Origin of the sequence: Hydrogenovibrio sp. (assembly GCF_049975065.1) — a bacterium.
GTDB lineage: Bacteria > Pseudomonadota > Gammaproteobacteria > Thiomicrospirales > Thiomicrospiraceae > Hydrogenovibrio.
In genome coordinates this window covers 1-12,609 of record NZ_JBNGDN010000059.1, presented here as the reverse complement: position 1 = coordinate 12,609, position 12,609 = coordinate 1, and the positions used below count along the sequence as shown (strand labels likewise).

At 48.3% G+C, this 12,609-nt stretch carries 17 protein-coding genes; 11 read left to right on the top strand and 6 right to left on the bottom strand.

Features of this window, described 5'->3' with window-relative positions; all coding sequences use genetic code 11:
* Window positions 1-175: 175 nt before the first annotated feature.
* The 4 genes from ACP5D0_RS07605 to ACP5D0_RS07590 form a co-directional block, all read right to left on the bottom strand.
* Entirely contained in the window at window positions 176-436 is a 261-nt protein-coding gene (locus ACP5D0_RS07605; protein ID WP_472365067.1) for a Txe/YoeB family addiction module toxin, read from the bottom strand.
* A complete protein-coding gene (locus ACP5D0_RS07600) occupies window positions 436-654 on the bottom strand; it encodes a hypothetical protein (RefSeq protein WP_472365066.1) in 219 nt (72 codons plus the stop codon). Before ACP5D0_RS07600 ends, ACP5D0_RS07605 begins: the two co-directional genes overlap by 1 nt.
* 226 nt (window positions 655-880) lie before the next feature.
* Window positions 881-2,194, bottom strand: coding sequence for a flagellar assembly protein T N-terminal domain-containing protein (locus ACP5D0_RS07595; protein WP_472365065.1), 1,314 nt, complete (start codon window positions 2,192-2,194; stop codon window positions 881-883).
* Between the two features lie 43 nt (window positions 2,195-2,237).
* Window positions 2,238-3,215, bottom strand: a complete 978-nt coding sequence (locus ACP5D0_RS07590) for a chemotaxis protein (RefSeq protein ID WP_472365064.1) — start codon at window positions 3,213-3,215, stop codon at window positions 2,238-2,240.
* Window positions 3,216-3,423: 208 nt separating this feature from the next.
* Between ACP5D0_RS07590 and flgA the strand changes: the two genes are divergently transcribed.
* From flgA to ACP5D0_RS07560, 6 genes are all read left to right on the top strand, one after another.
* Window positions 3,424-4,164 carry a flagellar basal body P-ring formation chaperone FlgA gene (gene flgA / locus ACP5D0_RS07585; RefSeq protein ID WP_472365063.1) on the top strand — a complete coding sequence of 247 codons (741 nt, stop codon included), beginning with the start codon at window positions 3,424-3,426 and terminating at the stop codon, window positions 4,162-4,164.
* 164 nt (window positions 4,165-4,328) lie between these two features.
* Entirely contained in the window at window positions 4,329-4,637 is a 309-nt protein-coding gene (gene flgM, locus ACP5D0_RS07580; RefSeq protein ID WP_472365062.1) for a flagellar biosynthesis anti-sigma factor FlgM, read from the top strand.
* 5 nt (window positions 4,638-4,642) lie between these two features.
* Window positions 4,643-5,134, top strand: a complete 492-nt coding sequence (flgN, locus tag ACP5D0_RS07575; protein WP_472365061.1) for a flagellar export chaperone FlgN — start codon at window positions 4,643-4,645, stop codon at window positions 5,132-5,134.
* A gap of 144 nt (window positions 5,135-5,278) precedes the next feature.
* Entirely contained in the window at window positions 5,279-5,851 is a 573-nt protein-coding gene (locus tag ACP5D0_RS07570; protein ID WP_472365060.1) for a PilZ domain-containing protein, read from the top strand.
* 176 nt (window positions 5,852-6,027) lie between these two features.
* Window positions 6,028-6,279, top strand: coding sequence for a hypothetical protein (locus tag ACP5D0_RS07565; protein WP_472365059.1), 252 nt, complete (start codon window positions 6,028-6,030; stop codon window positions 6,277-6,279).
* The gene (locus tag ACP5D0_RS07560; protein WP_472365058.1) at window positions 6,269-6,655 is read left to right on the top strand and encodes a type II toxin-antitoxin system VapC family toxin; all 387 of its coding nucleotides are present in this window, start codon (window positions 6,269-6,271) and stop codon (window positions 6,653-6,655) included. Before ACP5D0_RS07565 ends, ACP5D0_RS07560 begins: the two co-directional genes overlap by 11 nt.
* A 128-nt stretch (window positions 6,656-6,783) precedes the next feature.
* Here the strand turns inward: ACP5D0_RS07560 and ACP5D0_RS07555 are convergent, their stop codons facing one another.
* Both ACP5D0_RS07555 and ACP5D0_RS07550 read right to left on the bottom strand, forming a co-directional pair.
* Window positions 6,784-7,083 carry a type II toxin-antitoxin system RelE/ParE family toxin gene (locus ACP5D0_RS07555; protein WP_472365057.1) on the bottom strand — a complete coding sequence of 100 codons (300 nt, stop codon included), beginning with the start codon at window positions 7,081-7,083 and terminating at the stop codon, window positions 6,784-6,786.
* The gene (locus tag ACP5D0_RS07550) at window positions 7,083-7,310 is read right to left on the bottom strand and encodes a type II toxin-antitoxin system ParD family antitoxin (RefSeq protein ID WP_472365056.1); all 228 of its coding nucleotides are present in this window, start codon (window positions 7,308-7,310) and stop codon (window positions 7,083-7,085) included. Before ACP5D0_RS07550 ends, ACP5D0_RS07555 begins: the two co-directional genes overlap by 1 nt.
* A gap of 261 nt (window positions 7,311-7,571) precedes the next feature.
* Here ACP5D0_RS07550 and ACP5D0_RS07545 point away from each other — a divergent pair, with 261 nt between their 5' ends.
* From ACP5D0_RS07545 to ACP5D0_RS07525, 5 genes are all read left to right on the top strand, one after another.
* Window positions 7,572-8,189 (top strand): hypothetical protein, encoded by a 618-nt coding sequence (locus ACP5D0_RS07545; protein WP_472365055.1) that lies wholly within the window; start codon window positions 7,572-7,574, stop codon window positions 8,187-8,189.
* Window positions 8,190-8,460: 271 nt separating this feature from the next.
* Complete coding sequence (locus tag ACP5D0_RS07540; RefSeq protein ID WP_472365054.1) at window positions 8,461-9,099, top strand: DUF4402 domain-containing protein; 639 nt, start codon at window positions 8,461-8,463, stop codon at window positions 9,097-9,099.
* A 121-nt stretch (window positions 9,100-9,220) separates the two neighbouring features.
* Complete coding sequence (locus ACP5D0_RS07535) at window positions 9,221-9,685, top strand: DUF4402 domain-containing protein (protein WP_472365053.1); 465 nt, start codon at window positions 9,221-9,223, stop codon at window positions 9,683-9,685.
* Between the two features lie 94 nt (window positions 9,686-9,779).
* Window positions 9,780-10,550: a fimbrial biogenesis chaperone gene (locus ACP5D0_RS07530; RefSeq protein WP_472365052.1), complete on the top strand. Its 771-nt coding sequence runs from the start codon at window positions 9,780-9,782 to the stop codon at window positions 10,548-10,550.
* Between the two features lie 23 nt (window positions 10,551-10,573).
* Window positions 10,574-12,609, top strand: a 2,036-nt coding sequence (locus tag ACP5D0_RS07525) for a hypothetical protein (RefSeq protein ID WP_472365051.1), incomplete at its 3' end; no start/stop codon positions are given.

Genomic DNA, 12,609 nt, shown 5'->3' with positions numbered 1-12,609 from the left:
TAACCACCAGGCCTGGGGAAAAAGCGTTTAACCACAGAGTCACAGAGTCACAGAGTCACAGAGGTTTTTTGAACAGGCTTGGGGAAAACGGCTTTTTGAACCACGAAGACATTTATGCCTTCTGGGATGTCGCAGTAGGCGTTCCCACTGGAACAGTGGGAACGAGGGTCTCTTTTTATTCATAGTGTGTCCACATGCGATAGACCTTAATCAATTTTGCCTCTTCAACAACTTCGTACACGAGTCGGTGCTGTTTATTAATCCGGCGGCTGATCATGCCTTTAAGTTCCCCTTGCAGGTATTCAAACGCAGGTGGATAAACCAGTGGGTCTTTTTGAATACGCTCAAATAAACTCAGCACCTTAGGCTTTAGCCCTGATGCCGCGAGCTTTTTGGCATCCTTTTGGGCTTGAGTCATAAAAACCAGTTGATACATTACCAATCCAGTTGATTGATTGAAACACCTTGCTGCTGGGGTTCTTGTCGCGCTTGTTGCAAGCTTTCAACCATGCCATCAATACTGCGCAAATAGGCATCGTCCGAGAGGCTTTCATCCAGCTCAACAATTTTGACTTCATTTGCCGCAAAATGCTGAAGCAACCACATGAACTTTTCACTCACTTGATCGTCAATTTGCAAAGTAAGAGTTTTCACTTGTGTAAGGCTCCTGATTTAAGCTATCTGTTGGATTATACGTTAAATGAATTTTGGCTGGGGTTTGAAGCCGTGCCAAACGGCATGAGACCTGAAGAGTCAACCCTTCGGCTTCGCTGTGGATGACAGTCCATGGTTCCAAATAACTCTGTGCCTCTGTGACTCTGTGGTTCTAATCTTTTTGTGGTTCCAATCTTTTTACCAGGCCTGGTGAAAAAGTGGGTTTTTACCACGAACGCACTTTGTCGCCGATTTGAATTAAGCCGTCCTTGGCGAGCACTTCCGCCACGGCAAAGCGGGATTGAATGCGCTTTATTTTCAAAAAGCCGCTGGGTTCGGAATCCAACCCCAAGTCGTTGCCTTGATAACGCACCGGACGATCAAAGGTGTGATACACCGCCAGTTCATCCCCCACTTTGGCACCGGATTCATTGGAAAGGAAAATCACATAATCGCCGCCGCGAATGTCGATAATGCGCGATTCCACCGGTTTGCATTTCATAAAATCGTAGGCTTGCGTGGTAGCTTGATCCAACAGCGTGTTAAACACCATGCCGGTGTCGGTGGCAAAAAATGCGTTGGTGCCAAACGGGCGTTGCCGCCCGACGACCACATTGCCTTTGACATCAAAGCCGAGCCGTTTTTCCATCACGGTATCGTAGTTGTAAAGATCCACGATGTAACTGTCGGTTTCGATAAAACGGGTGTCGGGGGTGACGTCCAGGTTGTAAAAGCGTTTGACATCATTCCACATTTCCGGCGCATCACTGTGCAGTGACAATGAACGAATCACGGTTAACAATAAATATTGCGCCCCAGTGCCCTCACGAATCGGGTCCAGCACGTCGGGCGAGAGATTGGGGCTAATCGCTTGAGTGCTGTCCAGCAAGTTCACATTATCGATCATCACCATATTGCGGTAGCCTTGAGCGTATAAGCGGCGCTGCAACTCGGTCTGATAGCCGGGCAACAGGTTGGAAATGTCTTTCGCCCCTTGCGAATCGGTGGTAATGGGTTTGGCAATGGCGAGTTTTGGCTCCAGATGATTGCCCGGCACATTATCACAGGCCTGGGGGTCTTCGGTGAGACACACTTCCATTTTCACTTCATAGGTTTGCATTTCGTCGAGTTTTTTCTGGTCGAGAATTTCAATGCCGCTGTCGTCGAAACGTTTGTTGAAATCGACTTCCTGTAAGCCTTCGGAGACAATAAGGTATTGCGACACTTTGCTGTTGGAGGTAAAGCGAGTGGCATCCTTTGTGAGCGTGTAGTTGTTCACTTCCTGATTGGACGACACTTTCAGATTGGTTTGCATACTGGCCTGCTTGAGCGCATCGCGAATCGCCATTTGCCGCGCAAATTCTTTCGACACCCCCTGCATGGACGCCGAGCCAGTCGCCACCACGCAGCGCGTTGGGTAAGTCGGTGCGGCGGATGTCCGTTGCACACCTTGTTGTGCCGCAAAAACGGACTCGAAAGAGATGGCCGAAATGGCAAAAGCCGCTGCCCCAAAAACCGCCCATTGCGTTAACGCCTTCAAGCTTGTTTGGCGCCTGCTCTCCCGCCAAGCTCGGAACGACCGATTACGAAGCGTGCGCATGTTGCTTTTGCGTTTTTACGTGTTCGATTCGGTCAATAATGGCCTGCGCCAATTCTTCTGGGTGCCATTTCGACATAAATTTATTCGCTCCGACTTTTTCGGTCAAACTGGCGTTAAACCCGCCGCTCAAGGACGAACTCAACACCACATACAACTCACTCAATCGCGGGTCTTTGCGAATATTGGTGGTCAGGGTGTAGCCGTCCATTTCCGGCATTTCAATATCGGAAATCACCATCAACACCCGATCCTTAACCGGCGGGCTGATGTCTTTGTCGGCGTCGTCCGCCCATTTCTTCAAAAACTCTAACGCCAGACGACCATTGGTGACAATTTTGTTGGTAATGCCTAATTTGTCCAAAGTGGTTTTCAGCTGGTTTCGCGCCACGGTGGAGTCGTCTGCGGCCAGCACAAAGAAGTCGTGCCCTTCGGTTTTCGCTTGGTTTTGATGCAAGAATTCATCCGACATTTGCTCTTGCATACCGGACACTTCCGCCAGCACTTTTTCCACGTCCACAATTTCCACAATCTGATCACGGGCGCGGGTAATGCCTGTCAGGTAATTGACATTTTGCAACGAGTCCGGCGGCGGCAGAATATCTTCCCACCGCAAGTGCACAATGCGATCCACATCTTCAACCAAAAACCCCTGCACCGAACTGTTGAATTCGGTCACAATGGTGAGCGAATCGCTGTATTTATCCGGCGGCACCGCGGGTAAATCCAGCGACTTGGCCAGATCAATCATCGGCATGGTTTGGCCGCGAATGTCGGCGACACCGACCACGCGAGAATCCGATTTCGGCACTGGCGAAATGTAGGGCGTGCGAATCACTTCTCGCACCTTAAAAACGTTAATGCCAAACAATTGATTACCGTGGATTTTAAACAGCAACAACTCCATGCGGTTCATGCCCGCAAGCGACGTTCGCTGATCTACGCCTTTTAGAAAACTCGACATGGTTGGTCACCTTCTTAATTTTAGTCCGTTATCATCCATAATAATGGCGGCTTTGCTCGAGTAACGTGCAAAGGGGGTTTATATCCGTTAATATAACTGAAATTCATCACGCAAGTAAATGGGCACCCAATGTACACTCCTGAAGTACGCTCCTGAAATAAGCTCCCGAAATGAGTGGCAAACTGCCAAACAATTGACAAGGTTACGGATGCGACAATTCAAACACGCTCAAAACGCAATGCGCCTCAGAAGCCTCATAGGCACTCTTTGCCTTGCACTGTTTTTCTCCCCGCTGCTGAAAGCGGCACCCGATTCAGAGCATGACATTCAGCCCATGCAAGTGCTGTATGACATGGTGCTGGAACACCTCAAGCAAAAAACCGACCAAAAATTGCACAACCCGACATTTGACATTCGGGAATTCAGTGATCGCCTCAAGCTACAACGCTGTGAAGCGCCGCTGGAGCTGGAGGACAAATCACCGGAAAAAGCCGCCGGACGCATGACGTTTAAAGTGGAATGCCCGCAACCGTCCTGGAAAATTTTTGTCACCGCCACAGTGGATGGCGAGCTGCCGGTGGTGATTGCCACTAAAGGCATTCTCAAAGAAGCCGTTATACAACCTGGGGACGTAAAGCAAATTCTGCAACCTTACCAGCAAGTGCGCCGTGGGGCTTTGATTGATCCGGGACGCGCCATCGGCATGCGCGCCAAACGCGCGATTGCCCCGAACACGATGTTAACGGTTCGCCACCTGCAGCCGCCTTATATGGTGTTTGAAAAAAACAATGTCACCATTATCACCTATATTGGTAACATTCAGGTGGAATCCGTCGGTGTGGCACTGGAAGATGCCGTGCTACATGAGCAGGTGCCGGTACGCAACCTGTCTTCCGATAAAATCGTTAAAGGCATAGTTGTTGCTCCTAACACCGTTGAGGTGCCATAACACTTGAGTGACCATGCCGTCACAGGTCACAAAATAATTTTTTCAAAACACACAAAAAAGATTAAAAAAAGATTCAAGTTTCACAACACACGGCCGTTAAAAAGATTAGAAGAAGCAAGATAAGTTGCTAAAATACTCGTTAATTAAGGTCTGGGGATGCCGTCATGGATATTAAAAACATTAATCAAAGTTTGGTGAGCAGTCGATTAAACGAATCGAATACCAGCTCGCCCAACAAAAGTGCCGGTGCACAAAACGCGCCTTCCTCCAATGTCAGTGCCGACAAAGTCACTTTGACGCAGACATCCACTCAAGTGATGAATCTTGAGAAAAAAGCGGCTGCCAGCGAAGTGGACAATTCAGCCAAAATCGAAGCCTTGAAAGAAGCCATCAAAGACGGCTCTTATCAAGTCAATGCTGAAAAAGTGGCCAGCAAACTGATTGAAACCGAAGTGTTAATGGCAGGTCAATAATCACTATGCGTCAAGCGAGCGACATCCGAGATTTATCCCCCGCCCTGTCGGAGTTGCTTGACGCCTTGACGCAATTTCACACCGTTCTGGAGGACGAAGCCGCCGCGCTGAAATCCTCTGACACCCACGACCTTGTCACCGTCCTTGAACAAAAAGAACAGCTTTCTGAAAGCGTTTCCGCCCAGTTTGAAACCATTGCCGCTCGCCTCACCGAGCTGACCGGCACCGAAAGCCCCATGACTTTAAACAAAGAAAAACTGCAGGCCTCCCCACACCTGCCCGCTTCCGTCAAGAAATCCCTGCTCGAAATTGCCGACAAGGCTCAAGGCTGCCAGAAACGTAACATCATTAATGGCATGACCATGCAAGCTCTCAGCCAGCTCAATCAAACCACCCTCAACCTGCTCACCGGACGCAATGAAAACGCCAAAACCTACAGCGCCGCCGGTAAAGCCATCGCCAGCCAGAATCAATCCAACCCCATCGGCAAAGCTTAATCCCGCCGAACCCATCGCGCATTTGGCGCAAAACCTGCTTTTAATCAAGTTGCCGCACACATACGGCTTTGTCAGTGCCTTATGATTTTTGATAAACTACCGCCTTCACAAGCCATAAAATCTATTTTTATAAGAGACTATATTATGACCTCCAAAAACAGCCGTTCCTTTTTCCGAATTGATGTCATGCTGCCCTGCAGCTACCGGATTGTCTCGGGCGAAGAAGCGGAGGCGCATCCGCTTCCAAGCTCGGCGGACGCCAGCTACATTGAAAAATATTTTCTCGAAAACCTTACCCAACTCGATGAACAAATCGAAACCGTGATCACTCAAATCAGTGAAAAAAGTGCGCTACTCGCCACCGCCCTTACCGCCATGAACAGCAAAATCAATTTCCTGCTGCAAATGGTGGACAAAAAACAAGTCATTCACGCTATACCGCGCCGCATGGTCAATATCAGCGCGGGCGGTGTCGCCATAAAAGTCACGGAAAACGTCACCGCCCAAGACAAGGTGGATTTACTCATTCAACCGCTGGAAGAAGAACCGCCGATTCTGGTGCGCTGCAACATTGTTAAAATCATTCCCGAGTCCGACGGTATTCATTACACCCTTGCATTGGAATACCAAAACATGAGCGAAGACGACCGTCGCAAACTGGTGTATTTCATTCAAAACAAAGAAATCGAACTGGCCAATCTCGCGCGCAAAAAATAACCCTCCCTATTGGCGCCCAGCCTTTTCGCCAGGCCTGGCAGAAATTGAACAATCCCCTTCCCAATCGTTCCGACGCACAGCATCGGAACGATTGAGAAAGGCGTTTAGCAAAACAACTCCTAACCAAAGCTTGATTGGCGTATAATCGAATATACTCATTATCAGGAGGGTCGCTCATGTATGCGATTGAATTTGAAGCGGATTTGAACAGCGAGTATCTACGCATTCCCGAGTTTGAAAAACTCAAAAACCAGCACATAAAGGTGATCGTGTTGGCAGACGATGTTAAACCATCGACTACGCTTGAATTAAAGACTGAGAACGCCGCCGATCTCACACCCGTTTATGATTTTTCAGACCTTGCAGGTAAGCTTGAATGGCAAGGAGATGCATTAGCGCAACAGACTACTTTACGCAATGAGTGGTAAACGTTATTTTTTCGACACCAATGCCATCGTTGCCCTGCTCAAAGGTCAGCGAGGCGTGGTTGAGTTAGCTCACCAAGCTGAATTTATTGGTATATCGGTGATCAGCCGGCTAGAATTTTTTGCGTTTTCCGGTTTAACACAACATGACCAGCAGATGTTTGACGAGTTTGTCTCCCGTGTTGAAGTGATCGATTTAGCGATGGCTGATCGTCGCCTATTGGATGCAATTTCAGAGATTAGAGTCAAAAGTTCGTTGAAATTGCCTGATGCCATTATCATGGCGTCGGCTCAATCGGTTGACAGCGTATTAGTCACAGCGGATGTAAAGCTTGCCAAATCAACGGATGAATTATGCTATCTGTTTAAACCACAATGAGGCGTAACAAGCTTACTGGAGAGGGTTCACCAGGCCTGGCAGAAATTGAATACACACCTTCCCAATCGTTCCGACGCACAGCATCGGAACGAGACAATTGTCATTTAACTTTGCCCTTTTATGAGCATTTATGAGGGAGAAGGCAGATGCCTAGCAACATCCATTTTTTGATGAAGAATGCGAATCACGGTAATCGTTTCAGGTAAGTGTTTAAAAAAGATGACGTGGGATCCAGACTGAATTTTTCGATAACCCGATCGAACAAAATCGATATTTTGTGAGTGGTTGCAATTGGACTCTAGACTTTCAATAGATTGCCAAATGTTTCGAATGTAGGTTTCAGCTTGCTCTATCCCCCATTGCTTGGCGGTATAGTCCCAAATATGACTTAAATCTTCTTTCGCTTTGGGTGAAAACTCAATCGTCATCACGCCGTTTGTTTTTTGTGGCTGATAAACGCTTCCAAATCCAACTCAGTCGGGTTGCCCGAGTTTTCTCCCTCCATTAACGCTTGGCGTAACGCCACCATCTTTTGATGATCTTGGCGGATCAGATCGCGAATATAATCAGATGCATTGGCATAAAGCCCAGATTGAACCGACTGCTCGACCCAACGTTTCATTTGATCGGGCAATGAAATATTCATAGTAGCCATAATCGTTTCCTTAAACGTACGATACGACTCAACAATATGGCAAAGCTTGTCATATGTCAAGACTGGGTTTTAGCCTCCCCAAAACGGACTCTGAAACTCGGATAAGGGCGACAATCAGGTTAACGAAGTGCTTGCTAACAGGGTTTGAAATCAAGGTTTGATAAAACCACCATTCATAAAACCACTCTTAAAAATCGTAAATTGGCGCATCATTTGCTTTATATTCTCACTCTAAAAAAATAATAAACAAACAGGTACAGGATGCGACGAGCGTTTTATTTAGTCTTCAGTGTCACAGGCTTACTAGGGTGGGTTTCGCCAGGCCTGGCGGATTCCGATCCGTTTGTTCCGCTGCAGGCACTGCAAACCGAGCGCATTCCCAAAGCCTATGACATCATGCCGCTGGATGCCATGAACGCGGTTTCCGCCTTTCATGCCGACAAGGCACCGGAAATCTATCCGCAAGACGACGGCACCGATTACACCCCCGAACCGACCGAATCCGAACAACTCAAGCAAGACGCTGAGGCACTGCTGCAAAATTTGCCGCCCGAAACGGACACATCTGCTGATGAGGCTCCAAGCCCACAGCAACAGTGGCAAGCGATGCAGGCGCAACTGAATCAAGTCATTCAAAAAGAACGTCAGCTGGACGAACTGCTGCACTATTTCAATAGCCTAAAGCGCATTCGGCAAAACCCAGCACAGACACCGCCGCCGTCATTAAGCCAAACGCAAACGGTAACGCGACGGTGTTTTCCAGGGCATTATCAATTCCCGCCTTGCCCTGTGAGCGCAGAAACAGCCATTGAACTGGAAACGCAATCTAACAAACCGCCCCAATCCCCCAGTGACGCCAAAACACAAACGGGTGGCTAACAGAAGGCTAATGGCACAAGTCATTTTTATGGCTTTAAAAATTCGCAAATAACAGTAATTTTTTTGTTTTTTTTAACCTTTTTGGCTCAAGTTAATGTAAAGTTTACCGATACAGTTTTTGGAATACACCCTGAAGACATGCGCAGCACTGCAAATGCCTTCACATTCAAACTTAGTGGATGCCTGAAATTACACAAAACGCTCAATCGGACTTTTCACTAGGCCTGGCGATTTTGAGTGAAGTGCATCCAAGCTTTTTAAGGAGGCAATTATGCTGTTATCCCAAACCCCAAAAAAATCCAACCCCATGCAGCTTTCAAATAAAGCCATTCAGTTAATGAGTGTCTGTACTTTGGTCTTTGCTTCCAGTCTCGTTGCCGCAGAAACACAAAGCGTCACCGCTTCGGTCACCGTCCAAAATACGTTTACTTTATCCAAAAGTGCCGACTTAGATTTCGGCACCATTGCCGCCTTTGCCGACAGTTCCGGTGGTGGTGACACCAGCACTCTCATAATGCCATCCGATCCAGCAGTAACGCCCAGTACGACAACCGGATCAGGAGATTCTGCCATTCAAATCCTGACAAATGGATCACCGGCCACACTCTCAGTAACGGGTGCTGCACCGAACACAGATCTTCAGGTTACCCTGCCTACCACGCCAATAGCGTTAACCGCTGGTGGAACAGCCATGAATTTTTCCATAACAGCACTGACCACTTACGCAACAACCTATGGTGGCACCACACCGAATACCCGGCCTATTCAAACAGACGGTAGCGGTGATATGACGTTTAACATTGGCGGTACCATTGCAACGACGGCCAATACGGATACAGCCGGTTCCGTAAACGAGCCTTATGTCGATGATACCTACTCTGCAACCTTCAATGTCGTTGTACAATACTGAGTCAAGTCAGTAGCCAAAGTGAACTGAGCGTGGCGGTTTCGCCGCGCCAACCAACCTTATGCACTCGTTACACACCTTAAAATCGAATCATCTGCCCCAAAAACATCCCCATGACGTGGTGGTGACGTGGTTAATCATTTTCTTATGGCTGTGTATTCCATGCCACCCTATTATGGCCGGCGACATCACCATTGAAGAGCCACTGAACTTCGGACGTATTGCCATTAAAGACAATAACAGCCTCCAAACATTACGCATCCGAACCAACGGTCATATCAACAAAACAGACGGCATCATTGTGTTAGAACCGGGGCAACCCGGACGTTATTTTTTATATAATTTTCCTGCCAACACTACGCTGGACATTCAGGTGCTACAACCAGCCGTTTCAACTGGGTTTAGCGGTTCTTCCCCCCTACAGGCAACGTTCATTCTTTTACCTCAACTGGAGTTGAGCCAATACACGACCAATTTGCTTGGCGAAGTGACTCTGCCGCTGGGCGGCGAACTCACCACCAGCGGTGACGGACAACCCTATTCTGAAGGAAATTACAGTGACACCTACAACCTGCTTATTAATTACTGAACACACCCCTCCATCCAAGCTGGCATTCAAACCCACCAGGCCTGGTGGTTTATCATTATTGGGTATGGTTGTTTTGACTTGGTTGGTAACGACCATGCCAAACTTTTCTGAGGCCGGTTTACTCATCAGCCCCACCCGGGTGATTTTTGAAGAGCGCGAGCGCAGCGCGAGTGTGGCACTGGTCAACACTTCAAACGAAACCACATCCTATCGCATTCAATTTATTGAAAACCGACAGAAGTCAGATCGTAGTTATCAGCTTTTGAATACCGAGAAAGACGATATGAGCGGCTTATTTCCAGCGGCGGACATAATTCGCTACAGCCCGCGTCAAGTGACTCTCGCGCCGGGCGAACGTCAAACCATTCGCTTGCGATTGCGCAAACCACCGAACCTACCCCGCGGTGAATATCGTTCCCACCTGACATTTTATCAATTGCCCAACCCGACCACACTGGAACAAAATAAAGACAAAGGTGCGGGCATGAGAATATTTATGCTGACCGGTTTCAGTATTCCCGTGCAAGTTTGGCAGGGTGACCTAAACACCCGTTTGAGCATTTCAGATTTAGCCATGCAGCCAAATGCTGACGATTTATCGCAGCTTACAATGAAACTAAACCGCTCAGGTGATTTCAGTGCCGTCGGCAAACTGACGGCCTATTGGCGTGCCAACAGCCGCCAACCGTATCAAGAGGTCACTTTTTTAAATAATGTCGCGGTTTATCGTGAAAACAAACAGGTCTCGGTCAGCCTGAATTTACCCAAAGACACCCCGACAAGTGGTCAATACAAAGTGACCTTTACGCCAGACAAAGCCTATCCACAAAGCTTGGCTACCGAAGCCACGCTGACCTTGCCATGACCCTGTAACGGTTTATCCGCTCAATGATGTTATGTGCTAACCGCCCCCAATCGTTAAACCTGCGCCAAGCCTCATTGCTCGGTTTACAGGCGGGGCTATTGCTGGTAACGCCCCCCAGTTGGCCGCAAACGCTCCATTACGATCCAGTGAGCGGTCAGATGGTGCCGGAAGCACAACTGTCCAAAACCGCTTCGGCACAAGACCTGATACTGGCGGTCAAATCGAAAAACCTGGTGTTAGGCGACCTGAATGTGGTGGAACGTAATGGCGACTATTGGGTCCATTTTGACGACCTGACCGAGTTGCTGGATTTTCCGATTCACTACCAGGCCAGCGGAAGCTCCGATAATACAACCCCGCCGATTATTGACGCCCATGGCTGGTTTATTCGCACCGAGAATGCCTTTACCCTTGAAACATTGAACAGCGGCACGAACAGCGGTGCAAACACCCGCTACCGCATTGAAACCCCTTTTGCGACGCAAGAAATACCCGCAGAACAACTGCTAAACTGGCACGGTGACTGGCTTTGGCCACTGCAAGATGCGTTAAACTGGTTTCAAATCAGCGCCAAACCCAGTTTAAACAACCTCACCCTCACGTTAGACGCGAAACAACCGTTACCCATTGAAGAGCGCATTCGTCGCGAAAACCGCTTTCAAGGCGGCCTAACCAGTGATTTTGAGCTGCAATATCCGCGGCGTGATACGCCTTATCAGCTGATTTCACCCATTAATGCCGATCTACAATTCACCCTGATCAATGACTATTCCGATAATAACCGTTTCAACGGTTCCATTCTTGGTGCGGGTGATTTACTTTATATGACTGGGCGTTATTATCTCAGCCATAATTACAATGAATTCAATGATCGTAATCAGACCGACTTAACGGTTACATTAGAACGTAATGACATTGAATCCGATCTTCTAGGGCCTTTAAAAGCATCGCACGTTTCATTAGGTGACATTAACCCAACGACCCTAAACAATCTGCCAACCGGTTTATACAACACCGGCATGCGAATCAGCAACCGCCCTTATGGTCGCCTGACCAACGCCAGCCAGACCAATATCTCCGGCCTACTACAACCCGGCTGGGACGTGGAACTGTATATCAACGATATTTTTATCCGCAGCGAACGGGTTGGACAAGATGGGCGTTACCAGTTTTTAAATGCCCCCTTAAACGTGGGGGAAAACCGGCTACTGTTAAAATTCTACGGGCCGCAAGGCCAACGCGAAGAAAAAACCGAAATCATTAATGTGGATGCGACCTCCTTAACCGGCAGCGGCTTTATTTACGATGCTTCCTTTAGTCGCCAGGACTGGCGATTATCCGATTATATCGACAATCAGTATGCAACGCAGGATGAAAAATACCGCACCAATGTCCATCTTGAAACCGGGCTGACACAGAAGCTGTCACTGACCGGCGACCTGAGTCATTATCAATTTACGGATGGCGAATATCATCTATTTCTGCAGCCGGGGATGCGCCTATTTTTGCTGGACAGTTTGATTAACCTAAACTGGCTCAAAGACATCGAAGGCGGCAGCCAGACCAACTTCTCTGTCTCCCGTGGTTTTGGTGAACGTCGTGCACACACGCTCAGTTATAACCTCGAAAACCAAACCGCCGATTTCAAGCTGGATGCCACGGATGAGGCTTTACTACGAAACCGTCAAAGCTTGACGCTGCAAGGGCCGTTTCTCAGTGGTCTCAGCCGTCGAATGTATTACCAGTTAAGCGCCGGACTGAATGAGTATTACACCCGCGGTGACTCGCAAAACTACCAAGTCAATCTCGGTGCCAATATCGGTCGCTGGCAGCTGGCGCATAATTTAAGCTATGTGCTTCATTCTCCCGGCCCGGAGGACGACACCAGCACCGATAATCTGCAGGGCCAGCTCACCGTGAATGCGGGGTTAGGACGGCTGTATTTGCGCAGCGGTTTAACCTATGGGCTGGAACCGAATCAGGAAGTGCAATACGGCAATATCGACTTTTTATGGACCTTTAATTCCGACTGGAATGCCGAAGCTAGTTACGATTACAG

Coding starts and splice junctions, on each gene's coding strand:
- ACP5D0_RS07605 (WP_472365067.1), bottom strand. CDS start 436: ATGTATCAACTGGTTTTTATGACTCAAGCCCAAAAGGATGCCAAAAAG.
- ACP5D0_RS07590 (WP_472365064.1), bottom strand. CDS start 3,215: ATGTCGAGTTTTCTAAAAGGCGTAGATCAGCGAACGTCGCTTGCGGGC.
- flgA (WP_472365063.1), top strand. CDS start 3,424: ATGCGACAATTCAAACACGCTCAAAACGCAATGCGCCTCAGAAGCCTC.
- flgM (WP_472365062.1), top strand. CDS start 4,329: ATGGATATTAAAAACATTAATCAAAGTTTGGTGAGCAGTCGATTAAAC.
- flgN (WP_472365061.1), top strand. CDS start 4,643: ATGCGTCAAGCGAGCGACATCCGAGATTTATCCCCCGCCCTGTCGGAG.
- ACP5D0_RS07570 (WP_472365060.1), top strand. CDS start 5,279: ATGACCTCCAAAAACAGCCGTTCCTTTTTCCGAATTGATGTCATGCTG.
- ACP5D0_RS07565 (WP_472365059.1), top strand. CDS start 6,028: ATGTATGCGATTGAATTTGAAGCGGATTTGAACAGCGAGTATCTACGC.
- ACP5D0_RS07560 (WP_472365058.1), top strand. CDS start 6,269: ATGAGTGGTAAACGTTATTTTTTCGACACCAATGCCATCGTTGCCCTG.
- ACP5D0_RS07555 (WP_472365057.1), bottom strand. CDS start 7,083: ATGACGATTGAGTTTTCACCCAAAGCGAAAGAAGATTTAAGTCATATT.
- ACP5D0_RS07550 (WP_472365056.1), bottom strand. CDS start 7,310: ATGGCTACTATGAATATTTCATTGCCCGATCAAATGAAACGTTGGGTC.
- ACP5D0_RS07545 (WP_472365055.1), top strand. CDS start 7,572: ATGCGACGAGCGTTTTATTTAGTCTTCAGTGTCACAGGCTTACTAGGG.
- ACP5D0_RS07540 (WP_472365054.1), top strand. CDS start 8,461: ATGCTGTTATCCCAAACCCCAAAAAAATCCAACCCCATGCAGCTTTCA.
- ACP5D0_RS07530 (WP_472365052.1), top strand. CDS start 9,780: ATGCCAAACTTTTCTGAGGCCGGTTTACTCATCAGCCCCACCCGGGTG.